The sequence below is a fragment of the Streptomyces sp. NPDC091280 genome (assembly GCF_044768565.1).
In the GTDB taxonomy this organism is placed as follows: domain Bacteria; phylum Actinomycetota; class Actinomycetes; order Streptomycetales; family Streptomycetaceae; genus Streptomyces.
This window is the reverse complement of sequence record NZ_JBIVUZ010000005.1, coordinates 407,909-428,416: the sequence shown is the minus strand read 5'-3', so window position 1 is coordinate 428,416 and position 20,508 is coordinate 407,909. Positions and strand designations below refer to the sequence as shown.

Annotated in this window: 24 protein-coding genes, 1 tRNA gene and 1 riboswitch; of the genes, 17 read left to right on the top strand and 8 right to left on the bottom strand. The window is 69.3% G+C overall.

Annotated elements, in window-relative coordinates:
* Positions 1–39 precede the first annotated feature (39 nt).
* Positions 40–624 carry an isochorismatase family protein gene (locus tag ACIQPR_RS17985; protein ID WP_403648879.1) on the bottom strand — a complete coding sequence of 195 codons (585 nt, stop codon included), beginning with the start codon at positions 622–624 and terminating at the stop codon, positions 40–42.
* An 88-nt stretch (positions 625–712) separates the two neighbouring features.
* The gene (locus ACIQPR_RS17980; RefSeq protein ID WP_403648876.1) at positions 713–2,059 is read right to left on the bottom strand and encodes a nicotinate phosphoribosyltransferase; all 1,347 of its coding nucleotides are present in this window, start codon (positions 2,057–2,059) and stop codon (positions 713–715) included.
* Between the two features lie 80 nt (positions 2,060–2,139).
* Here ACIQPR_RS17980 and clpS point away from each other — a divergent pair, with 80 nt between their 5' ends.
* From clpS to ACIQPR_RS17945, 7 genes are all read left to right on the top strand, one after another.
* Complete coding sequence (gene clpS / locus ACIQPR_RS17975; RefSeq protein WP_043679478.1) at positions 2,140–2,457, top strand: ATP-dependent Clp protease adapter ClpS; 318 nt, start codon at positions 2,140–2,142, stop codon at positions 2,455–2,457.
* 12 nt (positions 2,458–2,469) lie between these two features.
* Positions 2,470–3,075, top strand: a complete 606-nt coding sequence (locus tag ACIQPR_RS17970) for a DUF2017 domain-containing protein (protein WP_403648873.1) — start codon at positions 2,470–2,472, stop codon at positions 3,073–3,075.
* An 886-nt stretch (positions 3,076–3,961) separates the two neighbouring features.
* On the top strand, positions 3,962–5,386 hold the full coding sequence (locus ACIQPR_RS17965) for an amino acid permease (protein ID WP_403648870.1): 1,425 nt from the start codon (positions 3,962–3,964) through the stop codon (positions 5,384–5,386).
* A gap of 88 nt (positions 5,387–5,474) precedes the next feature.
* On the top strand, positions 5,475–5,897 hold the full coding sequence (locus ACIQPR_RS17960; RefSeq protein ID WP_403648867.1) for a Mov34/MPN/PAD-1 family protein: 423 nt from the start codon (positions 5,475–5,477) through the stop codon (positions 5,895–5,897).
* A gap of 79 nt (positions 5,898–5,976) precedes the next feature.
* Positions 5,977–6,072, top strand: a complete 96-nt coding sequence (locus tag ACIQPR_RS17955) for a putative leader peptide (RefSeq protein ID WP_019065921.1) — start codon at positions 5,977–5,979, stop codon at positions 6,070–6,072.
* A gap of 95 nt (positions 6,073–6,167) precedes the next feature.
* Positions 6,168–6,446: a MoaD/ThiS family protein gene (locus tag ACIQPR_RS17950; protein WP_403648864.1), complete on the top strand. Its 279-nt coding sequence runs from the start codon at positions 6,168–6,170 to the stop codon at positions 6,444–6,446.
* 6 nt (positions 6,447–6,452) lie between these two features.
* Positions 6,453–7,403 (top strand): PLP-dependent cysteine synthase family protein, encoded by a 951-nt coding sequence (locus tag ACIQPR_RS17945; RefSeq protein ID WP_403648861.1) that lies wholly within the window; start codon positions 6,453–6,455, stop codon positions 7,401–7,403.
* 13 nt (positions 7,404–7,416) lie between these two features.
* Here the strand turns inward: ACIQPR_RS17945 and ACIQPR_RS17940 are convergent, their stop codons facing one another.
* Positions 7,417–7,842, bottom strand: coding sequence for a type II toxin-antitoxin system PemK/MazF family toxin (locus ACIQPR_RS17940; protein ID WP_403648858.1), 426 nt, complete (start codon positions 7,840–7,842; stop codon positions 7,417–7,419).
* A gap of 214 nt (positions 7,843–8,056) precedes the next feature.
* Here ACIQPR_RS17940 and ACIQPR_RS17935 point away from each other — a divergent pair, with 214 nt between their 5' ends.
* The gene (locus tag ACIQPR_RS17935) at positions 8,057–8,809 is read left to right on the top strand and encodes an MBL fold metallo-hydrolase (RefSeq protein ID WP_200715496.1); all 753 of its coding nucleotides are present in this window, start codon (positions 8,057–8,059) and stop codon (positions 8,807–8,809) included.
* Between the two features lie 78 nt (positions 8,810–8,887).
* On the opposite strand, the gene ACIQPR_RS17930 is transcribed toward ACIQPR_RS17935, so the two are convergent.
* Positions 8,888–10,138 (bottom strand): PTS transporter subunit EIIC, encoded by a 1,251-nt coding sequence (locus ACIQPR_RS17930; RefSeq protein WP_403648856.1) that lies wholly within the window; start codon positions 10,136–10,138, stop codon positions 8,888–8,890.
* A 191-nt stretch (positions 10,139–10,329) separates the two neighbouring features.
* Positions 10,330–11,622 carry a PTS transporter subunit EIIC gene (locus tag ACIQPR_RS17925; protein ID WP_403648853.1) on the bottom strand — a complete coding sequence of 431 codons (1,293 nt, stop codon included), beginning with the start codon at positions 11,620–11,622 and terminating at the stop codon, positions 10,330–10,332.
* A 15-nt stretch (positions 11,623–11,637) separates the two neighbouring features.
* Between ACIQPR_RS17925 and ACIQPR_RS17920 the strand changes: the two genes are divergently transcribed.
* From ACIQPR_RS17920 to rdgB, 4 genes are all read left to right on the top strand, one after another.
* Positions 11,638–11,997, top strand: coding sequence for a glucose PTS transporter subunit EIIB (locus tag ACIQPR_RS17920; RefSeq protein WP_403648850.1), 360 nt, complete (start codon positions 11,638–11,640; stop codon positions 11,995–11,997).
* An 88-nt stretch (positions 11,998–12,085) separates the two neighbouring features.
* Positions 12,086–12,823 (top strand): ribonuclease PH, encoded by a 738-nt coding sequence (rph, locus tag ACIQPR_RS17915; RefSeq protein WP_403648847.1) that lies wholly within the window; start codon positions 12,086–12,088, stop codon positions 12,821–12,823.
* 144 nt (positions 12,824–12,967) lie between these two features.
* Positions 12,968–13,375, top strand: a complete 408-nt coding sequence (locus tag ACIQPR_RS17910; RefSeq protein ID WP_403648844.1) for a hypothetical protein — start codon at positions 12,968–12,970, stop codon at positions 13,373–13,375.
* A 42-nt stretch (positions 13,376–13,417) separates the two neighbouring features.
* Entirely contained in the window at positions 13,418–14,020 is a 603-nt protein-coding gene (gene rdgB / locus ACIQPR_RS17905) for an RdgB/HAM1 family non-canonical purine NTP pyrophosphatase (RefSeq protein ID WP_403648842.1), read from the top strand.
* Between the two features lie 54 nt (positions 14,021–14,074).
* Here rdgB and ACIQPR_RS17900 read toward each other — a convergent pair.
* Positions 14,075–14,158 (bottom strand) — tRNA-Leu (locus ACIQPR_RS17900).
* Between the two features lie 164 nt (positions 14,159–14,322).
* Positions 14,323–14,790 carry a thioredoxin-dependent thiol peroxidase gene (gene bcp / locus ACIQPR_RS17895; RefSeq protein WP_403648839.1) on the bottom strand — a complete coding sequence of 156 codons (468 nt, stop codon included), beginning with the start codon at positions 14,788–14,790 and terminating at the stop codon, positions 14,323–14,325.
* 94 nt (positions 14,791–14,884) lie between these two features.
* Here bcp and ACIQPR_RS17890 point away from each other — a divergent pair, with 94 nt between their 5' ends.
* From ACIQPR_RS17890 to sugE, 3 genes are all read left to right on the top strand, one after another.
* Positions 14,885–15,232 carry a DUF3618 domain-containing protein gene (locus ACIQPR_RS17890; protein WP_403648837.1) on the top strand — a complete coding sequence of 116 codons (348 nt, stop codon included), beginning with the start codon at positions 14,885–14,887 and terminating at the stop codon, positions 15,230–15,232.
* A gap of 110 nt (positions 15,233–15,342) precedes the next feature.
* Positions 15,343–15,645: a co-chaperone GroES gene (locus ACIQPR_RS17885; protein WP_234477993.1), complete on the top strand. Its 303-nt coding sequence runs from the start codon at positions 15,343–15,345 to the stop codon at positions 15,643–15,645.
* A 46-nt stretch (positions 15,646–15,691) separates the two neighbouring features.
* A riboswitch (guanidine-III (ykkC-III) riboswitch) is annotated at positions 15,692–15,766 on the top strand.
* Between the two features lie 32 nt (positions 15,767–15,798).
* A complete protein-coding gene (gene sugE, locus ACIQPR_RS17880; protein WP_200715510.1) occupies positions 15,799–16,119 on the top strand; it encodes a quaternary ammonium compound efflux SMR transporter SugE in 321 nt (106 codons plus the stop codon).
* A 64-nt stretch (positions 16,120–16,183) separates the two neighbouring features.
* Here sugE and ACIQPR_RS17875 read toward each other — a convergent pair whose 3' ends face one another.
* Positions 16,184–18,619, bottom strand: coding sequence for a transglycosylase domain-containing protein (locus ACIQPR_RS17875; protein WP_403648834.1), 2,436 nt, complete (start codon positions 18,617–18,619; stop codon positions 16,184–16,186).
* Positions 18,620–18,862: 243 nt separating this feature from the next.
* Here ACIQPR_RS17875 and ACIQPR_RS17870 point away from each other — a divergent pair, with 243 nt between their 5' ends.
* Positions 18,863–19,663 (top strand): ABC transporter permease, encoded by an 801-nt coding sequence (locus tag ACIQPR_RS17870; RefSeq protein ID WP_403648831.1) that lies wholly within the window; start codon positions 18,863–18,865, stop codon positions 19,661–19,663.
* 67 nt (positions 19,664–19,730) lie between these two features.
* Complete coding sequence (locus ACIQPR_RS17865) at positions 19,731–20,507, top strand: ABC transporter permease (RefSeq protein ID WP_403649358.1); 777 nt, start codon at positions 19,731–19,733, stop codon at positions 20,505–20,507.
* Position 20,508: the final 1 nt, after the last annotated feature.

Below are 20,508 nucleotides of genomic sequence, written 5' to 3'. Positions count from 1 at the left end.
AGCTTCGGGCGGCCTGTCCGGGCGGCTTGTCCGGGCGGCCTAGACGACCGGCTTTCCGGTCAACTCCACGCCGGCCGCGCGCAGTTCCTCCAGCGCGCGGTCGGTGCTCGCCTCGGCCACCCCGGCGGTGAGGTCGAGCAGCACCTGGGTGCGGAACCCCTCCCGTACGGCGTCCAGCGCGGTGGCCTTCACACAGTGGTCGGTGGCGATCCCGACGACGTCCACCTCGTCGATCTCCCGGGCCCGCAGCCAGTCGCCCAGCGTGACGCCGTTCTCGTCGCGCCCCTCGAACCCGCTGTACGCCGCCGCGTACGCCCCCTTGTCGAAGACCGCGTCGATCGCGCCGGAGGCGACCGCCGGCGCGAAGTTCGGGTGGAAGCCGACACCCTCCGTGCCCGCGACACAGTGCGCGGGCCAGGAGTGGGCGTAGTCGGGGTTGTCGGCGAAGTGGCCGCCGGGCGCGATGTGGTGGTCGCGGGTGGCCACGACATGCCGGTAGCCGGCGGGCGCCTGCCCGATCAGCTCGGTCACGGCGGCGGCCACGTCGGCACCACCGGCCACCGCGAGACTGCCTCCCTCGCAGAAGTCGTTCTGCACGTCAACGACGATCAAGGCGCGGCGCATGGTGGTGTCCTTCGACAGTGAGTGAGATTCGAGCCTAGAGACTTCGGCGGCACCACGGGAGGGCGCACCCCTGATTTTCGTGCTGGTCTTAACTACCCGAGCGCCCGTGCAGGTACTCCGTCGGGATCACGGCCTCCCCGCGCGACAACTGGGTCGCCGACAACGGCAGGTTGGCCCGCGCCGCCGCGTGCCGGTCCCGTACGACGTCCAGGGGTTCGCGGGCGACGACCGCACCGCCCTTGACCAGCTCGACCAGGAGCTGCCGGTCGGCCAGTTCGGCGGGGACTTGCCCGGTGCCGACCACCTCCGCCTCCGCGAACCCGTCACGGTCCAGCCGCCGAGCCGCCCACTTGCGCCCGCCGATCGAGGTCTTGCCGCCGCTGGACCTCTTCGCGACCGGCACCAGCGGCGCCTTCGGGTCGGCGGACTCGGCGCGGGCGACCAGCTTGTAGACCATCGAGCAGGTCGGGTGCCCGGAGCCGGTCACCAGCTGGGTGCCGACGCCGTACGCGTCCACGGGCGCCGCCGCGAGCGAGGCGATGGCGTACTCGTCCAGGTCGGAGGTCACGATGATCTTCGTGTTGACGGCGCCGAGCTCGTCCAGCTGCTGCCGCACCCGGTGCGCGACGAGCAGCAGGTCGCCGGAGTCGATGCGGACGGCGCCCAGTTCGGGCCCGGCGACCTCGACCGCCGTGCGGACGGCCTCGGTGACGTCGTAGGTGTCGACGAGCAGGGTGGTGTTGCGGCCGAGCGAGTCCACCTGGGCCTGGAACGCGTCGCGTTCGCTGTCGTGGAGCAGGGTGAAGGCGTGCGCGGAGGTGCCGACGGTGGGGATGCCGTAGCGGAATCCGGCCGCGAGGTCGGAGGTGGTGGCGAAACCGCCGACGTAGGCGGCGCGGGAGGCGGCGACGGCGGCGAGTTCGTGGGTGCGGCGGGCGCCCATCTCGATCAGCGGGCGCTCGCCGGCGGCGGAGGCCATGCGGGAGGCGGCGGCGGCGATGGCGGAGTCGTGGTTGAGGATGGAGAGGATCACGGTCTCCAGGAGCACGCACTCGGCGAAGGACCCCTCGACCCGCATGATCGGCGAGCCCGGGAAGTACACCTCGCCCTCCGGGTAGCCCCAGACGTCACCGCTGAAGCGATAGGCGGCGAGCCACTCCAGGGTCTCCTCGTTGACGACGTTCCGCTCGCGCAGGAAGCCGAGGACGTCCGCGTCGAAGCGGAAGTTCTCCACCGCGTCGAGCACGCGTCCGGTGCCCGCGACGACGCCGTAGCGCCGCCCCTCGGGCAGCCGCCGGGTGAAGCACTCGAAGACCGAACGCCGGTCGGCCGTACCCGCTTTGAGGGCGGCCTGCAACATCGTCAGCTCGTAGTGGTCGGTGAAGAGCGCCGTCGAGGGAACGTCCACCGGCAGCCCAAGGTCCGCTGTGTTCATGACGATGGATCGTACTCCCATTTCGTCACTCTGACGATTTGTGGGGTCCGTTTGTGCGGGCACCCCCTTCTGGTGGCAGCATGGGCGCTGTGACGTCACCCGCACCCCTGGAGATCGAACGCACCGAGTCGGCGGAGGAGGTCTTCGCCGTACCCGAGCCGGACGTCCCCTGGGTCACGATCGTGCACAACGACCCGGTCAACCTCATGAGCTACGTGACGTACGTCTTCCAGACGTACTTCGGCTACTCGAAGGACAAGGCCACCAAGCTCATGATGGACGTCCACCACAAGGGCCGCGCGGTCGTCTCCAGCGGCAGCCGCGAGGAGATGGAACGCGATGTGCAGGCCATGCACGGCTACGGTCTGTGGGCCACCCTCCAGCAGGACCGGAAGTAGCGACTCAGCCCGATGCCAGGACACTTCGAACCGCTGCGCGGCGGCGGTGCCGCCGTCGCCCTCGACGACGTCGAGATCTCCATCATCCGGTCCCTGGCCGTCCAGCTCCTTGAGCTGATCGGCCCGGGACCGGGCGAGGACGCGCCCGACGACCCGCTCGCCGAACTCTTCGCCGAGGGCCCGAGCGAACCGCCCGCCGACCCGGTGCTGCGCCGGCTGTTCCCGGACGCGTACACCGACCCGGAGCAGGCCCCGGACTCCCCGCAGGACGCCGAGGAACGGATGGCGCACTCCGCCGAGTTCCGCCGCTTCACCGAGAACGACCTGCGGGCCGGCAAGCGCGAGAACGCCCTCGCGGTGATCCGCACCCTCGACTCCCTCACCCCCGGCGGCGACGGCGGAGCGGTCCTGAAACTCACGGCCGACGAGTCCCGCCAGTGGCTCGGCTCCCTCAACGACCTCCGCCTGGCCATCGGTTCACGCCTCGACATCACCGACGAGGACGACACCGACGACCTCTACCGCCTCCCCGACGAGGACCCCCGCAAGCCGATGGTGATGGCCTACCTGTGGCTGGGCGGCCTCCAGGAAACCCTGGTCACGACACTGCTGCGCTGACGGGGCGACGCGGGGACGACAGGCTGACGGGGCGACGCGGACGGGGGCGGCCGGCCTGCTCGTACGGTCACACAGGCTTGCCGACCCGCAGGGGGCACGGCGGCCGGACGGCTCGGGCCGCGGCAGCCGGGATAGCTGGGCCGGGATGGCCGTGGGCGTACGGGCGAACTCCCCACGCCGACCGTTCGACGCGCACCGGCTGTACGGGGCGTGGCGGCTCGGGCCGCGATGCGCGCGTGGGTGGGGTCTCCCACGTGTAGGTCTCCGGCACCAGCTGGGTGATCCGTTCCGGTTGTAGAGGCGTGTCGGCGCGGATCACCTTGGATCACCGCGGGTGTGCGGACCCGCTGTCCACGTCGGCCGACGCGTACCGGTCGCGCGGGCCGGACTGTCCGCGTCGTGTCGGCCGCCCGGGCCGGGGCGTTGGCTCCATCAGGGGCAGCCGAATCGACGGTCCGGCTCGTCCTGCCGTTCCGGCGTCCCGAGGCGCCAACGCCGGATACCCGGGCCGCGCCCGCCAAGCACGCGTCGGCCGGGTGGCCCAGCCGTCCGCACCGTCCGCATGAACCCTGCCTGCGACACGACCCACCGCAACCAACCCACCCCCCGGAGGCGTCCCGTTCGCTCAGCGGAGCCTCAAATCCAAATAACGATCACGTCACCGTGGTGGTCGGGAATGGCGGGCGGCGCTGGTTTTTGTCCGGTTCTTCCTGTGGTGTGTGCCATAAAAGTCCGTGTCGGTGACGATTGTGACCGTGATAGATCTTCACGACCACCCGGCGGACGTCACCCATGTCCCGCCGGGTTTGCCGTACGGCCGGCGGACCTCGGTCGGGCAGCTCCAGTCCATTGGGGGGATTCGGAGAAAGAGAAAGGCGCACCACACATGACCTCCGCTCAGGTCGAGACGGACAACGCCCCCGAGGAGGGGTACGAGCGCGGGCTCGGCAGCCGTCAGGTCCAGATGATCGCGATCGGCGGCGCCGTAGGCGTCGGGCTGTTCCTGGGAGCCGGGGCGAACATCGCCAAGGCCGGACCCAGCCTCATCTTCATGTACGCCCTGGCCGGCGTGATCATCTTCTTCATCATGCGGGCCCTGGGCGAACTGCTCCTGTACCGCCCGGTGTCGGGCTCCTTCGCGGAGTACTCCCGTGAATTCCTCGGCCCGTTCTTCGGCTACTTCACCGCGTGGACGTACTGGCTGATGTGGGTGGTCACCGGCATGGCCGAGCTGACGGCCGCCGCCATCTACGTCAACTACTGGTTCCCCGCCGTCTCCCAGTGGGTGACCGCGCTCGCCTTCCTGGTGATTCTCTTCGTCGCCAACCTGATCTCCGTGAAGCTCTTCGGCGAGATCGAGTTCTGGTTCTCGATGGTCAAGGTCACCGCCCTGATCGGCATGATCGTGATCGGCCTCGGCGTCCTCACCTTCGGCTTCAGCAGCGCCGGCGACACCGCCTCGGTCGCCAACCTCTGGCAGTTCGACGGCCTCTTCCCCAAGGGCGTCGGGTCCTCCCTGATGACCCTCCAGGGCGTGATGTTCGCCTACCTCGCCGTCGAACTGGTCGGCGTCACCGCGGGCGAGTCCGAGAACCCGGAGAAGACCCTCCCCAAGGCGATCAACACCCTCCCCTGGCGCATCGCCCTCTTCTACGTCGGCGCCCTCACCGTCATCCTCTGCGTCGTGAAGTGGACCGAGTTCGCCCCGGGCGTCAGCCCGTTCGTCGAGGCGTTCGCGCGGATCGGCATCCCGGCGGGCGCGGGCATCGTCAACTTCGTGGTGCTCACGGCCGCCCTCTCCTCCTGCAACTCCGGCATGTACTCGACGGGCCGCATGCTCCGCACCCTGGCCGACAACGGCGAGGCCCCCAAGGCCTTCGGCAGGCTCTCCGCCTCCAAGACCCCGGCCCTCGGCATCACGGTCTCCGTCGCCTTCATGGGCATCGGCGTGGTCCTCAACTACGTCGTCCCGGAGAAGGCCTTCGGCTACGTCACCTCGGTCGCCACCGCCGCCGGCATCTGGACCTGGCTGATGATCCTGATCAGCCATGTCCGCTACCGCCGCGCGGTCGACGCCGGCCGTCTCCCCGCCTCGTCCTTCCCGGCCCCGGGCGGCACGAAGTTCTCGTACGTGGCCATCGCCTTCCTCCTCTTCGTCACCGGCCTCATCGCCTACGACCCGGACTCCCGGGTCTGCCTCTACGTCATGGCGGGCTGGACCCTCGCCCTGTGGATCGGCTGGCTGGTCCTCAAGTCCCGCGATCCGCGGCTCGCCCGGCGCGAGGAAGCGGTCTTCGAGAAAGTCGGCTGACCGTCCGGGCCGACCACTCGTCTTGGCATATGGGCCGCCGCGTACCACCCCTCGGTATGCGGCGGCCTCTCTGCTTATCCTGCTGACCATGCTGACCATCACGCAGGCCCTGTACGACCAGATCGTGGCGCACGCGCGCGCGGACCACCCCGACGAGGCGTGCGGTCTCATCGCGGGCCCCGAGGAGTCCGACCGCCCCGAGCGGTACATCCCGATGCTCAACGCCGAGCGCTCGCCGACGTTCTACAGGTTCGACGACGACGAGTGGTACAAGGTGTACGACGAGATGTGGAAGCGTGACGAGGAAGCGGTGGTCATCTACCACTCCCACACGGCGACCGAGGCGTACCCCTCACGCACCGACATCTCCATCGCCAAGGTGCCCGGCGCCCACTACGTCCTGGTCTCCACCGCCGACACGGACGGCTTCGGCGACTTCCAGTTCCGCTCGTTCCGGATCGTGGGCGAAGAGGTGACCGAGGAGGAGGTCAGGATCGTAGAGGCGTACTGATCTCGCACAGTGGACGAATTCTGTCCGAAAGATGGGATCACACTCCGGGGACGGGACCGGGAATCGATACGATGAGCCCATGGTTCTTCTCGACGTGAGCGACAAGGCGCCGGGCACACTGCTCGTGGCGCGGCTGCACGTCGACCTGTGCAGGCTGAACAGCGCCATCTGTTGACAGCGCGCTGTCGCCGTACGGCCCGTGCGCCGCGGCAAGACGTGTGCCCACCGACACCAGACGACCCCTCCCGCTTCCGACAGGAGCCCCTTGCCATGGCCATCGAGGTCCGCATCCCCACCATCCTCCGCACCTACACCGGCGGCGAGAAGGCCGTCGAGGGTGCCGGTGACAACCTCGCCGCGCTCTTCGCCGACCTCGAAACCCGGCACGCGGGCATCCAGGCCCGGATCGTCGACGGCGGCGAACTGCGCCGCTTCGTCAACGTGTACCTGAACGACGAGGACGTCCGCTTCCTCGACGGCATCAACACCAAGCTGACCGACGGCGACAGCGTCACGATCCTGCCGGCCGTGGCCGGCGGTGCGGCCTGATCGTCGATGCGTTACGACTCCCCGCTGGCCGCGGTGGGCAACACCCCTCTGGTGCGCCTGCCGCGGCTCTCGCCGTCCCCCGAGGTCCGCGTCTGGGCCAAGCTGGAGGACCGCAACCCGACCGGTTCCGTCAAGGACCGCCCGGCCCTGCACATGATCGAGCAGGCGGAGAAGGACGGCCGCCTCACGCCCGGCTGCACGATCCTGGAGCCGACCTCCGGCAACACCGGCATCTCCCTCGCCATGGCCGCGAAGCTCAAGGGCTACCGCATGGTCTGCGTGATGCCCGAGAACACCTCGCAGGAACGCCGTGAACTGCTCGGCATGTGGGGCGCCGAGATCATCCCGAGCCCCGCGGCGGGCGGCTCCAACACGGCCGTACGCGTGGCGAAGGAACTCTCGGCCGAGCACCCCGACTGGGTGATGCTCTACCAGTACGGCAACCCGGACAACGCGGGCGCCCACTACGCCACCACCGGCCCGGAGATCCTCGCCGACCTCCCGTCGATCACTCACTTCGTGGCCGGCCTCGGCACCACGGGCACGCTCATGGGGGTCGGCCGCTACCTGCGCGAGCACAAGCCGGACGTCAGGATCGTCGCCGCCGAGCCGCGCTACGACGACCTCGTCTACGGCCTGCGCAACCTCGACGAGGGCTTCGTCCCCGAGCTCTACGACGCCTCCGTCCTCACCACCCGCTTCTCGGTCGGCTCCGCCGACGCGGTCACCCGCACCCGCGAACTCCTCCAGCAGGAGGGCATCTTCGCCGGCGTCTCCACCGGCGCGGCCCTGCACGCGGCGATCGGCGTGGGCCGGAAGGCCGTGGCGGCGGGGGAGAGCGCCGACATCGTGTTCGTCGTGGCGGACGGCGGCTGGAAGTACCTGTCGACGGGCGTGTACACGGCGGCCACGACAGAGGAAGCGATCAAGACCCTCCAGGGCCAGCTCTGGGCCTGAGGGCTGCGGCTTCCTAGCCGGCGAGGTGACGGACCTGGTCCCACAGCACCGGGTCCACCACCCCCACCTTCCGGCGGAACCCTGACACCGGCACCGACCGCAGCTCGTCGGTCTCCAGGAAGCTGGCCCGTCCGCGCGCGTCCCCGACGGCGCCCGGCGGCAGCGGGATGACCCCGCCCCGCTCCTCGTGGTACTTGCTGGTGATCTTCACGACGGTGACCTGCCGGCGCCGTACCGCCAGCACCAGACACGGCCGGTCCTTCGCCACCCCCGGCTGGTCCTCGTAGGGCACGTTCGCCCACCAGATCTCGGCGGGCCGCGGCCCGTCCCCGCGGACTCTCCGGGACGGCCGGCGGCCCCGCCCCCACCCGTCGACGAGCGTGGCGATCAGCGCCAGCAACATCACCGCGGCGAGTGCGAGCCACCAGGACGTGTTCATGGGGACGACCGTACAGGCGCGCAAACAACGCCGCGCGCCCCCTCGCGCACCCCACACGCCCCGGTTCCAGCCGAACCGGTGACACCACAGGTGAGTTCCCCCACAACAGCCCTTGGCGGAGGAGCGACCGGCCCTTTTGCGCCTTACGCTCGACGGACCGCACGACCCCCGTCCCCCAACTCCAGAAGTTACCGCCAGCGGAGGTTTCTGCTTTATGAAGCTCACCGTCGTCGGCTGCTCGGGGTCGTTCCCGTCCGCGGAATCGGCCTGTTCGAGCTACCTCGTAGAGGCCGACGGCTTCCGGCTGCTCCTCGACATGGGCAACGGCGCCCTCGGCGAGCTGCAGCGCCACTGCGGTCTCTACGACCTCGACGCGATCTTCCTCAGCCATCTGCACGCCGACCACTGCATCGACATGTGCGCGTACTTCGTCGCGCGCTACTACCGCCACGACGGCGGCCGTTGCGACCCCATCCCGGTCTACGGCCCCGAGGGCACCGAACACCGTCTGACCACGGCCTACGCCGACACCCCCACCGCCTCCTCGATGAGCGAGGTCTTCGACTTCCACACGGTGAAGCCGTCCACGTTCGACGTCGGCCCCTTCACCGTGCACACCGAGCGGGTCCGCCACCCCGTCGAGGCCTACGCGATCCGCGTCGAGCACGGCGGCCGGTCCCTCACCTACTCCGGTGACACGGGCGTCAGCGAATCCCTGGACGAACTCGCCCGGGACACCGACCTGTTCCTGTGCGAGGCCGCGTTCACCCACGGCAAGGAGAACATCCCCGACCTCCACCTCAACGGCCGCGAGGCGGGCGAGACGGCGACCAGGGCGGGAGCCCGGCGCCTGGTCCTGACCCACATCCCCCCGTGGACCGACCCCCAGGCCAACCTGGCCGACGCCCGCGAGGTCTTCGCCGGGCCGGTGGAACTGGCGGCGCCGAGGGCGTCGTACGACATCTGACCGTGCACAGCTGACCGTGCACGGCGAAGGCCCCGGCACCATCTCGGTGTCGGGGCCTTCGTCGTGCCGCCGGGAGGCTCACGCCTTGGTGAGGTCCTCGATCTCCTCCTCGGGCTCGCGGCCCGGGGTGGGGAGGTTCCACTTGGTGATCGCGAAGCGGAAGACGAAGTAGTAGACCGCGCCGAAGACCAGGCCGATCGGGATGATCAGCCAGGGCTTGGTGGCGAGGTTCCAGTTCAGGGCGTAGTCGATGAAGCCGGCCGAGAAGGTGAAGCCCGCGTGGACGCCGAGCGCCCAGGTGATCGCCATGGACAGGGCGGTCAGCACCGCGTGGATCGCGTACAGCACCGGGGCGATGAACATGAACGAGAACTCGATCGGCTCGGTCACACCGGTCACGAAGGACGTCAGCGCGAGCGAGATCATCATGCCGGTGATGGCCTTGCGGCGCTCGGGGCGAGCGGAGTGCGCGATGGCGAGCGCGGCGGCCGGCAGACCGAACATCATGATCGGGAAGAAGCCCGACATGAACTGTCCGGCGGAGGGGTCACCGGCGAAGAAGCGGGTCAGGTCACCGTGGACGACGGCACCGGTGGCGTCCTTGTAGTCGCCGATCTGGAACCAGGCCACGGAGTTGACGAACTGGTGCATGCCGACCGGGATCAGGCCGCGGTTGATCAGACCGAACAGACCGGCACCGAAGGCGCCGAGACCGGTGATCCACTCGCCGAAGTTCGAGATGCCCTCACCGATCGGCTTCCAGACCAGGCCGAAGAAGACACCCATGAGCGTGCCGACGAACGCCATGATGATCGGCACCAGCCGGCGGCCGTTGAAGAAGCCGAGCCAGTCGACCAGCTTGGTCCGGTGGAACTTCTGCCACAGCACCGCGGAGAGCAGCCCCATGATGATGCCGCCGAGGACACCGGGGTTGTTGTAGGTCGCGGCCACGTCCGCGCCCTTGAGGATCTTGGCCTCGGTGACGGGGAAGGCCTTGAGCACATTGCTGTAGACGAGGAAGCCGACGAGCGCGGCGAGTGCGGTGGAGCCGTCGGACTTCTTGGCGAAGCCGATCGCGACACCTATGCAGAACAGCAGCGGCAGGTTGTCGAAGATCGCGCCACCGGCGGTGGCGAAGACCGCCGTCACCTTGTCCGGCAGGTTCAGCTTGTCGTGGATGTCGGCCTGCCCGAACCGGAGCAGGATGCCGGCCGCCGGAAGCACGGCGATCGGGAGCTGGAGGCTGCGGCCGATCTTCTGAAGGCCCTGGAACAGGCCTGATCCCCACTTCTTCGTGGGGGCCGCCGTTGGCGCGGTGGCGGTGCTCATAGACTTCCTCCATCGGGTGGTGGTCTACACCACTCAGTGGTGTAGACCTGTTGTAGCAGATGAAGTCCGCATAAAGGAACCCATGAAACCTGCGACCGAATCGCTACCCGACGTACACGTCGACCGCCCCGGGACGGGCACGGCGAAGGGCCCCCGGACCGGTGGTCCGGGGGCCCAATTCACCTGCGCCGTCAGGCCTTTGTGACGTCCTCCTGCTCCTCCTCCGGCTCCCGTCCCGGAGTCTTCAGATCGAACTTCGTGATCGCGAAACGGAAGACGGCGTAGTACACCGCGGCGAAGCACAGCCCGATCGGGATGATCGCCCACGGTTTCGTCGCCAGGTTCCAGTTGATCGCGTAGTCGATCAGCCCCGCCGAGAAGCTGAACCCGTCGTGCACCCCCAGCCCCCAGGTCACCGCCATGGACACACCTGTCAGCACCGCGTGGACGGCGTAGAGGAGGGGCGCGATGAACAGGAACGAGTACTCGATCGGCTCGGTGATGCCGGTCACGAAGGACGTCAGCGCGACCGACAGCATCAGCCCGCCCACCTCCTTGCGGCGGCTCGGCTTCGCGCAGTGTGCGATCGCGAGGGCCGCCGCCGGCAGCGCGAACATCATGATCGGGAAGAAGCCCGAGGTGAACTGCCCCGCGTTCGGGTCGCCCGCCAGGAACATGTTGATGTCACCGTGCACCACCGTCCCGTCCGGCTTGGTGTAGCTGCCGAACTGGAACCAGATGGGCACGTTCAGGAACTGGTGCAGCCCCACGACCAGCAACGCCCGGTTGGCCAGCCCGAACACCCCGGCGCCCACCGCGCCCCGCGCGCTCAGCCAGTCGCTGAAGTGTTCCAGCCCGGTGCCGATCGGCGGCCAGATCCACAGCGCCACCGCCGCGACCGCGATGGCCACGAACGACATGATGATCGGCACCAGCCGCCGCCCGTTGAAGAAGCCCAGCCAGTCCACCAGCTTCGTGCGGTGGTACCGCGCCCAGAAGAACGCCGTCAGCAGCCCCAGCACGATCCCGCCGAACACCCCCGGATTCTGGTACGTGAACGCCGACACCGAATGGTCGGCCGCCTGGCAGCCGATCCCGGGCAGCACCGCCGTACCGCCCGTGCAGTCCTTGGGGAACTGGCGCAGCACGTTGTAGTACACGAGGAAGCCGACCAGCCCGGCCAGCGCCGTCGACCCGTCCGACTTCTTCGCCATCCCGATCGCGACACCCACGCAGAACAGCAGCGGCAGCCCGAGCTGCCCGTCCAGCAGCGCGCCGCCCGCGCCCGCCATCACCTTCGAGACATTGGTCCACCCCAGCCCGTCGTCCCCGAACACGTCCGGCTGCCCCAGCCGGTTGAGGATGCCGGCGGCCGGCAGGACGGCGATGGGGAGTTGGAGGCTGCGGCCCATCTTCTGCAACCCCTGGAACACCTTGTTCCAGGAGACGCGACCGGGACCGGCGGCGGCACTGTCGGCACTCATGGACGCCTCTCGGTAATGTGGTGTAGACCAGTTGGCGACGGGATCGTCACCATCATTCGGCACGCACGACATGACCGCTCGCGAAGCTGGGCCAACTGTGGGTTACTGCGACAAAGCGGTTCTGATCAGGGAGAGAACACCATGGCCACCAAGGCTGAGAAGATCGTTGCCGGGCTGGGCGGTATCGACAACATCGAAGAGGTCGAGGGCTGCATCACCCGCCTGCGCACCGAGGTGCGGGACCCGGGCCTGGTCGACGAGGCCGCCCTGAAGGCCGCCGGCGCCCACGGCGTCGTCAAGATGGGCACCGCCATCCAGGTCGTCATCGGCACCGACGCCGACCCGATCGCGGCGGACATCGAAGACATGATGTAGGCCCCGCCGCCCGCGAGTTGTGGATTTCCGAGGGGCTCCTCCCACCGTGGGAGGAGCCCCTGCCCCGTCTACGACTAGGCTCTTCGCCATGTCTCGAATCGACGGCCGAACCCCCGAACAGCTCCGCCCCGTCACCATCGAACGCGGGTGGAGCAAGCACGCCGAGGGCTCCGTCCTCGTCTCCTTCGGCGACACCAAGGTCTTCTGCACCGCCTCCGTCACCGAAGGCGTCCCCCGCTGGCGCAAGGGCAGCGGCGAAGGCTGGGTCACCGCCGAGTACTCCATGCTGCCGCGCGCCACCAACACCCGCGGCGACCGCGAGTCCGTCCGCGGCAAGATCGGCGGACGCACCCACGAGATCAGCCGCCTCATCGGCCGCTCGCTGCGCGCCGTCATCGACTACAAGGCCCTCGGCGAGAACACCATCGTCCTCGACTGCGACGTCCTCCAGGCCGACGGCGGCACCCGTACGGCCGCCATCACCGGCGCGTACGTCGCGCTCGCGGACGCCGTCACCTGGGCCCAGGGCAAGAAGCTGATCAAGGCCGGCCGCCAGCCGCTCACCGGCACGGTCTCCGCCGTCTCGGTCGGCATCGTCGGCGGAGTCCCCCTCCTCGACCTCTGCTACGAGGAGGACGTCCGCGCCGAGACCGACATGAACGTCGTCTGCACCGGCGACGGCCGCTTCGTCGAGGTCCAGGGCACCGCCGAGGCCGAGCCCTTCGCCCGCGACGAACTCAACGCCCTCCTCGACCTCGCGGTGGCCGGCTGCGGCGAGCTGACCGCCGTACAGCTGAAGGCACTTGAGGCCGCGCTGGAGAAGTAGGACGCTGGACGGGCCGGGTAAAGGACGTACCAAGAGAAGCGGGCTGCGGGGTCAACCCGGCAGCCCGCGCTCGCGTCCCTACGCATACGGAACGGAAACGGGGAGTGGCCGCAGCGGCCACCCCCACGGGGAGGAAACCGAACCATGGCCGCCGCAAGCCGACGCAGCCGTCGTAGCCGAATCGCCGTCGCCACCGCGGTGGCGGTGATCGGCCTCACGGCCGGACTCACCACCGGCTGCGACGCCGTCGACAAGGCCATCGACTGCGTCCAGACCGCCGACACCATCGCCGACAGCGTCACCGGCCTCCAGCAGGCGGTGGAGAACGCGGCCGACGACCCCACCCGGACCGACCAGTCCCTCGACTCCATCGAGAAGGACCTCGGCAAGATCGGCGACAAGACCGACAACGCGGACGTCAACAAAGCGGTCGACGACCTCGGCAAGGCCGTGGACAACGTCCGTACGGCGGTCAAGAACGGCGACAACACCCCCGACATCAGCCCGGTGACGGACGCGGCCGGCGAGCTGACGAAGGTCTGCACGTCGTAGCCGCGGGGCGGGGGCTGGGAGGGCACGGGGATACTGGACGCCATGACACGCCTGATCCTCGCCACCCGCAACGCCGGGAAAATCACCGAACTGAGGTCGATCCTCGCGGACGCGGGACTGCCCCACGAACTGATCGGCGCCGAGTCCTACCCCGACATCCCCGACGTCAAGGAAACAGGCGTCACCTTCGCCGAGAACGCCCTGCTCAAGGCCCACGCCCTGGCCCGCGCGACCGGCCTCCCCGCGGTGGCCGACGACTCCGGCCTCTGCGTCGACGTCCTGAACGGCGCCCCCGGCATCTTCTCCGCCCGCTGGGCCGGCCGCCACGGCGACGACAAGGCCAACCTGGACCTCCTCCTGGCCCAGCTCTCGGACATCGCCGACGAACACCGCGCGGCCCACTTCGCCTGCGCGGCGGCCCTCGCCCTCCCCGACGGCACGGAACGCGTGGTGGAGGGCCGGCTGAACGGCGTACTCCGCCACACCCCGACCGGCACGAACGGTTTCGGCTACGACCCGATCCTCCAGCCGGACGGCGACACCCGCACCTGCGCGGAACTCACGGCGCAGGAGAAGAACGCGATCTCGCACCGGGGGCAGGCGTTCCGTGAACTGGTGCCGGTGGTGAGGGAGTTGCTGGGCTGAGCCGGACACGCAAACGGCCTGCGCATCGATTCCTCGATCCGCAGGCCGTCCCAGTGCGGCGGAAGGGATTCGAACCCTCAAGCCCGATCAAGGGCCACAGATCCTAAGTCTGCTGCGTCGCCATTGCGCCACCGCCGCCGGTCGCCGTCATCGTACCGGGAGTCGCATCCGGCCTGGAACGAAGGCCGTGCTCTGCCTCGTCGACCGTCTCACCGCGGAGGGCGGGCCGTTGCCTCGGCGGCTCGGCCCGCGCTCTCGATGTGCGGGTCTCGTTCAGGGGCGGGTGGAGAGGTGCGGGGAGCCTAGATGCCCAGGTCCTTGATGATCTTTGCCACGTGGCCTGTCGCGCGGACGTTGTACAGCGCGTGTTCGACCTTGCCGGACTCGTCCACGACGATCGTGGAGCGGATCACGCCCATGTAGGTCTTGCCGTAGTTCTTCTTCTCGCCGAAGGCCGCGTAGGCGTCGAGGACCTGCTTGTCGGGGTCGGCGAGGAGGGTGATCTTGAGGTTCTCCTTCTCGCGGAACTTGGCGAGCTTCTCCGGCTGGTCGGGGGAGATGCCGATGACGTCGTACCCGGCGCCGGCCAGCAGTTCCAGGTTGTCCGTGAAGTCGCAGGCCTGCTTGGTGCAGCCGGGCGTCAGGGCCGCCGGGTAGAAGTAGACGATGACCTTGCGGCCCTTGTGGTCGGCGAGGGACACCTCGTTGCCGTCGGCGTCGGGGAGCGTGAAGGCGGGGGCAACGTCCCCGGGCTGGAGTCGTTCACTCATCGCGCTAGCGTAACCGGGGGTGCTGACAGTGCACTCCGCGCGAGAGCTGACAGACTGTCCGGCACAAGTACCAGCAGACTTCGGAGGCCGTACGGTGACGGACACGTCGAACACGCCGGACACCAGAACCCCGGCGCAGATCGAGGCGGACATCAAGCGTCGCCGCGACGTCCTGGCCGACACGCTCGACGAGATCGGGGTGCGGGTGCACCCGAAGACCATCGTGGGCGACGCGAAGGCCAGGGTCGCGTCCAGCGTCGACCACACCCTCGGCAAGGCGTACGTCGGCGTCAACCGCGTCGTGAGCGACGTCAAGGGGCAGTTCGTGGACGACGAGGGCGCGCCGCGCGTGGAGCGGATCGTTCCTGTGGCGCTCGTCGTGGTCGGGGTCGTGGGGCTGTTCGTCCTCGGTTCGCGGCGCGGCAAGGGTCGTAGGGGCTGATTTCGTGGGGTACCCGGCGGCGTACCGACGGGTCCGGGGCAGGTAGGTTCGTGGGCGTGAGCGCCAAGAGAGACGAGCAGGGCACCCAGCACGACAAGCTGCCCATCCGGATGCTGCACGACCGTGTGCTGGTGCGGCAGGACAAGAGCGAGGGCGAGCGGCGTTCGGGCGGCGGGATCCTGATTCCGGCGACGGCCGCGGTCGGGCGGCGGCTGGCCTGGGCCGATGTCGTCGCGGTGGGCCAGAACGTACGGACCGTCGAGCCCGGCGACCGGGTGCTGTACGACCCTGAGGACCGCGCCGAGGTCGAGGTGCGCGGGGTCGCCTACGTCCTGATGCGTGAGCGTGATCTGCACGCGGTGGCGGCCGACCGGTTCGAGGGCTCCGAGGACTCGACCGGCCTGTACCTGTAGATCGAAGGACCAGAGGGGCTGGTGACCATGGTCACCAGCCCCTTTTGCCGTTCCTTTGCTACGTTGGAAGGGAGCCCGACGAGACGCGCCGTACCGGGAGAGCACGCAAAGACGACGCACCACCGTCAGCCGTGTGTCTCGGAGGTGCCTGTCATGGCCTGGGTTCTGCTCGTCGTCGCCGGTCTGCTGGAAGTCGGCTGGTCGATCGGCATGAAGTACACGGACGGCTTCACCCGGCTCGTCCCCAGTGTGCTCACCGGCGCCGGGATCGTCGCCAGCATGCTGCTGCTGTCGTACGCCGCGAAGTCGCTGCCCATCGGGACCGCCTACGGCGTGTGGGTGGGGATCGGGGCGGCGGGGGCGGCGGTGCTCGGCATGGTGGTGCTGGGGGAGCCCGCCACCGCCGCCCGGATCTTCTTCGTGTGTCTGCTGCTGGTCGCCGTGGTGGGACTCAAGGCGACCTCCGGGCACTAGGCCTCGGGAGAGTCCGGGCCCCGACTCCCGGGAGAGTCCGGGCCCCGGCCTCCGGGAGCGCGGCTCACTCCTTCTTGCGTGCCGTGCTCTGGGGTCCCGCCGTCGTCCCTCCGGTCGTCGTGCCGCCGGTGGTGGTGCCGTCCGTGGTGGTGCCCGTGGTGCCGCCGGTCGTCGTCGAACCGTCCGTGGTCGTGCCCGTCGTGCCGCCGGTGGTGGTCGTGCCGCCGTCCGTCGTGGTGCCCGTCGTGCCGCCGGTCGTCGTGGTGCCGCCGTCCGTGGTGGTGGTGCCTCCGGTGGTGCCGGTGGTCGTTCCGCCGTCGGTGGTGCCGCCCTGGGTCTGGCCCTGGTCGCCCTGGCCGCCGGTGGCGGTCGTGCCGCCGTTGTCCTGGCCGTCGGTCGTAGACGGCCGGGAGGGCTGGATGCTCGGGGGCGCCACCGTCTCGGCGCCGTCCTGGAGTTGGAGGTCGAAGTCGGTCGCGTCGGTGCCCTTGAGGGCGGTCTTGGTGAACTGGGCCCAGATCTCGGCGGGCGCCCCGCCGCCGTTGACGCGGGCGAGGCCCATCGCGCCGTAGAGCGGCTCGTGCGCGGCGGTGGTCGGGTTCTGGCCCATGACGGAGACGACGGTGGCGAGGTCGGGGGTGTAGCCCGCGAACCAGGCCGCCGTGTCCTTCTCCGCGGTGCCGGTCTTGCCGGCCGCCGGGCGGTCGGCGCCCTGCGCGGCGGTCGCCGTGCCGTTGTCGACGACGCTCTCCAGGACGTTGGTCGTGGTGTCGGCGGACTCGCGGCTCACCGCGCGGGTGGTCTTGCGCGCGGGCAGCTTGACCTCGTCGGTGCCGTCCTTGGTGATCTTGGAGATCATCGTGTACGTGTGCCGCTGGCCGTGGTTGGCGAGGGTGGCGTAGGCCTCCGCCATGTCGAGGACGCTCGCGGTGGACGGGCCGAGCGCGATGGACGGGGTGGCGGTGAGGTCGGGGGTGTCGGCGGGGATGCCGAGGTCGATCGCGGTCTGCTTGATCTTGGCGGGGCCCACGTCCACGGCCATCTGCGCGTACACCGAGTTGACGGACTTGTCGGTGGCGGTGCGGACGGTGATGTCGCCGTAGGAGACGCCGTCCTCGTTCTCGGGGGCGTAGGAACCGCCGCTCCAGCCTTCCACGGGGCGCTTGTCGGTGCCGTCGTAGTAGGTGTTGGGCGTGATGGTCTGGCCGTCCTGGGTCTGCGAGTCGTTCTGGATCGCGGAGGCGAGGACGAACGGCTTGAAGGTGGAGCCCACTTGGAAGTCGCCGCGGGTCGCGCCGTTCGTGTACTGCTTGACGTAGTCGATGCCGCCGTACATCGCGACGATGTTCCCGGTCTTGGGGTCGACCGAAGCGCCGCCCGCGCGCACGTAGTTGTCGACCTTGCGGCTCTTCTTGTCGAGCTTGGACATGAGTTGGTCGTCGACGGCCTTCACGAAGGCGTCCTGCTTGCTCTTCTGGAGCGTGGTGGTGATGCGGTAGCCGCCGGCTTCCAGGGTGTCCGCGTCGATGATCTTGTTGGTGGCGAGGTAGTCCTTGATCGCGGTGACGATGTAGCCGCGCTGCCCGGACATGCTCGTCGACGCCGTGGCCTCCTTCGGCATCGGGAACTTCATGCCGCTGCGCGCGGACTCGGTGAGCCAGCCCTTCTTGACCATGCCGTCGAGGACGTAGTTCCAACGGGCCACCGCCGCGGCCTTGTTCTCGGGGTGCGCCACGACGTCGTACTCGCTGGGCGCGTTCAGCAGCGCGGCGAGGTAGGCGCCGCGGCCGGCGTCGAGGTCGACGGCGTCCTTGCCGTAGTAGGCCTGGGCGGCGGCCTGGATGCCGTAGGCGTTGCGGCCGAAGTAGCTGGTGTTGAGGTAGCCCTCCAGGATCTGGGACTTGGACTCCGTGCGGTCCAGCTTGATCGAGATGAAGAACTCCTTCACCTTGCGGGTGACGGTCTGTTCCTGGCCCAGGTAGTAGTTCTTCACGTACTGCTGGGTGATCGTGGAGCCGGACTGGGTGCCCTTGCCGGTGGCGGTGTTCCAGGCGGCGCGGACCATCGCCTTCGGGTCGACGGCGGACTCGGAGAAGAAGTCCCGGTCCTCGGCGGCCAGTACGGCGTGCTGGGCGTTGGCGGAGACCTGGTCGAGGCCGACGTTCTCGCGGTTGACCTCGCCGTCGCGGGCGAGTTGGGTGCCGTCCGCGTAGAGGTACACGTTGGACTGCTTGGTGGCCAGCGCGTTGGCGGGCGGGATCTTGACCATCGAGTAGCCGAGGTAGAACGCGCCGATCAGCAGCGCCACCAGCACGACGACCCCGCCGAGCGTCATCCGCCAGGTCGGGATGATCCGCCGCCAGCCGGTGCGCCTGGGCCGCTTGGGCTTCTTCGGCTTCCCGTCCCCGGGTGCCCCCGGCGCCCCGGGTGCGGCAGCCGCTTCCGGCTCTCTCGGTGCCCAGCCCTGCTCGGGCTGCTGCGGCTGCGGCTGGTCGCTCATGTCGTGCACGGACTCCTGTTTCGCGTCGTACGGTCGCGTACGGCCCCGCATGTTCCCATACGGTCCCGTATGTTCCGGTACGGCCTTGTGCGCTTCTGCGCCCCCAGACGAAGACTCTCGCACCATGCGTTCCGTTCCCGACCATCGGCACGCAGTTGCCCGGAAAATGCGTGGCGTGCGTCACCACCTGCGCACTAGGCTCCTGCGCTTCGGTGTCAAGAGGTGGCGGAGGGCGGGTTTCCGGTGAGTGCTGGGCGGTTGTACGCGGCCGTCGCGGCGGGGGGTTTCAGACGGTACGCGACGTATCGGGCGGCGACGCTCGCCGGGGTGTTCACCAACACCGTCTTCGGCGTGGTCCTCGTCTACACCTATCTCGCGCTGTGGGACGAGCGCCCGCATCTCGGGGGGTACGACCAGGCGCAGGCGGTGACCTATGTGTGGCTGGGGCAGTGTCTGTACGCGACGCTGGCGATCCAGGGCGGCGGGTTCGAGAAGGACCTGATGGACCGCATCCGTACGGGTGACATCGCCGTCGACCTGTACCGGCCGGCCGATCTCCAACTGTGGTGGCTGGCAAGCGACTTCGGCCGGGCCATGTTCCAGATGCTGGGGCGGGGCGTGATCCCCTTCGTGTTCGGCGCGCTGTTCTTCCCGATGGCGCTGCCCACCGACGCCGGCTCCTGGGCGGCCCTGCTGGTGGCGCTGCTGCTGGCGGTGGTCGTCAGCTTCGGCATCCGCTATCTGGCCGCGCTGAGCACGTTCTGGCTGCTGGACGGCACCGGCGTCAACCAGGCCACGATGATCCTGGGCATCTTCTGCTCGGGCATGGTGCTCCCGCTGAACGCCTTCCCGGGCGCCCTCGGCGATGTCGTACGGGCGCTGCCGTGGGCCGCGCAGATCCAGCTGCCGGCGGACGTGCTGATGGGGAAGACCGATCCGCTGCACGCCTACGCCTTCCAGGCGGCCTGGGCGGCGGCGCTGCTCGCGGCCGGGCGGCTGATGCAGTCGGCGGCCACGCGGAGGGTGGTGGTGCAGGGTGGCTGAGACCGTCCGACTGGAGGAGCGCGCAACGGAGTTGCCGCGCTGGCGGGAGGGGCTGCGCGCCTACACGATGATCGCCGGGATGTGGGTCCGGTCGAGCATGACCTACCGCGCCTCCTTCGTCATCACGGTCGTCGGCAACCTGCTGGTGACCGGCCTGGACTTCGCCACCATCCTGCTGATGTTCTCCCGGGTCGACTCGCTGGGCGGCTGGTCGCTGCCCGAAGTCGCCTTCCTGTACGGCCTGTCGGCGACCGCGTTCGGGATCTCCGACCTGGTCCTCGGCTCGATGGACGTGCTCGGCGCCCGCATCCGCGACGGCTCCTTCGACACCCTGCTGGTGCGTCCCGCGCCGGTGCTCGCGCAGGTCGGCGCGGACCGTTTCGCGCTGCGCCGGCTGGGCCGGATCACCCAGGGAAGCCTGGTGCTCGGCTACGCGCTGCTGAGCGTCGACGTCCACTGGACCGCCGGGAAGCTGCTGCTGGTGCCGGTGATGCTGCTGTGCGGGGCGGTGATCTTCGGGGCGCTGTTCGTGGCGGGCGCGGCCTTCCAGATCGTGGCGCAGGACGCGGCCGAGGTGCAGAACGCGTTCACCTACGGCGGCAACACCCTGCTGTCGTATCCGCCGGTCGTGTTCGGCAAGGACTTCGTGCGGGGCGTGACCTTCATGCTGCCGCTCGCCTTCGTCAACTGGGTGCCCGCCTCCTATGTGTTGGGGCGGCCGTACCCGCTGGATCTGCCGCCGGGCGCGGAGTTCGCCTCGCCGCTGGTGGCGCTCGCCTGTTGCGCGCTGGCCGGTCTGGCCTGGCGGGCCGGGCTCAAGTCGTACCGAAGCACCGGGAGTTGAG

Excerpts from the sequence above, each read along its gene's own strand:
- ACIQPR_RS17985 (WP_403648879.1), bottom strand. The coding sequence starts at position 624 with ATGCGCCGCGCCTTGATCGTCGTTGACGTGCAGAACGACTTCTGCGAG.
- ACIQPR_RS17980 (WP_403648876.1), bottom strand. The coding sequence starts at position 2,059 with ATGAACACAGCGGACCTTGGGCTGCCGGTGGACGTTCCCTCGACGGCG.
- clpS (WP_043679478.1), top strand. The coding sequence starts at position 2,140 with ATGGGCGCTGTGACGTCACCCGCACCCCTGGAGATCGAACGCACCGAG.
- ACIQPR_RS17970 (WP_403648873.1), top strand. The coding sequence starts at position 2,470 with ATGCCAGGACACTTCGAACCGCTGCGCGGCGGCGGTGCCGCCGTCGCC.
- ACIQPR_RS17965 (WP_403648870.1), top strand. The coding sequence starts at position 3,962 with ATGACCTCCGCTCAGGTCGAGACGGACAACGCCCCCGAGGAGGGGTAC.
- ACIQPR_RS17960 (WP_403648867.1), top strand. The coding sequence starts at position 5,475 with ATGCTGACCATCACGCAGGCCCTGTACGACCAGATCGTGGCGCACGCG.
- ACIQPR_RS17955 (WP_019065921.1), top strand. The coding sequence starts at position 5,977 with ATGGTTCTTCTCGACGTGAGCGACAAGGCGCCGGGCACACTGCTCGTG.
- ACIQPR_RS17950 (WP_403648864.1), top strand. The coding sequence starts at position 6,168 with ATGGCCATCGAGGTCCGCATCCCCACCATCCTCCGCACCTACACCGGC.
- ACIQPR_RS17945 (WP_403648861.1), top strand. The coding sequence starts at position 6,453 with ATGCGTTACGACTCCCCGCTGGCCGCGGTGGGCAACACCCCTCTGGTG.
- ACIQPR_RS17940 (WP_403648858.1), bottom strand. The coding sequence starts at position 7,842 with ATGAACACGTCCTGGTGGCTCGCACTCGCCGCGGTGATGTTGCTGGCG.
- ACIQPR_RS17935 (WP_200715496.1), top strand. The coding sequence starts at position 8,057 with ATGAAGCTCACCGTCGTCGGCTGCTCGGGGTCGTTCCCGTCCGCGGAA.
- ACIQPR_RS17930 (WP_403648856.1), bottom strand. The coding sequence starts at position 10,138 with ATGAGCACCGCCACCGCGCCAACGGCGGCCCCCACGAAGAAGTGGGGA.
- ACIQPR_RS17925 (WP_403648853.1), bottom strand. The coding sequence starts at position 11,622 with ATGAGTGCCGACAGTGCCGCCGCCGGTCCCGGTCGCGTCTCCTGGAAC.
- ACIQPR_RS17920 (WP_403648850.1), top strand. The coding sequence starts at position 11,638 with ATGTGGTGTAGACCAGTTGGCGACGGGATCGTCACCATCATTCGGCAC.
- rph (WP_403648847.1), top strand. The coding sequence starts at position 12,086 with ATGTCTCGAATCGACGGCCGAACCCCCGAACAGCTCCGCCCCGTCACC.
- ACIQPR_RS17910 (WP_403648844.1), top strand. The coding sequence starts at position 12,968 with ATGGCCGCCGCAAGCCGACGCAGCCGTCGTAGCCGAATCGCCGTCGCC.
- rdgB (WP_403648842.1), top strand. The coding sequence starts at position 13,418 with ATGACACGCCTGATCCTCGCCACCCGCAACGCCGGGAAAATCACCGAA.
- bcp (WP_403648839.1), bottom strand. The coding sequence starts at position 14,790 with ATGAGTGAACGACTCCAGCCCGGGGACGTTGCCCCCGCCTTCACGCTC.
- ACIQPR_RS17885 (WP_234477993.1), top strand. The coding sequence starts at position 15,343 with ATGCTGCACGACCGTGTGCTGGTGCGGCAGGACAAGAGCGAGGGCGAG.
- sugE (WP_200715510.1), top strand. The coding sequence starts at position 15,799 with ATGGCCTGGGTTCTGCTCGTCGTCGCCGGTCTGCTGGAAGTCGGCTGG.
- ACIQPR_RS17875 (WP_403648834.1), bottom strand. The coding sequence starts at position 18,619 with ATGAGCGACCAGCCGCAGCCGCAGCAGCCCGAGCAGGGCTGGGCACCG.
- ACIQPR_RS17865 (WP_403649358.1), top strand. The coding sequence starts at position 19,731 with ATGATCGCCGGGATGTGGGTCCGGTCGAGCATGACCTACCGCGCCTCC.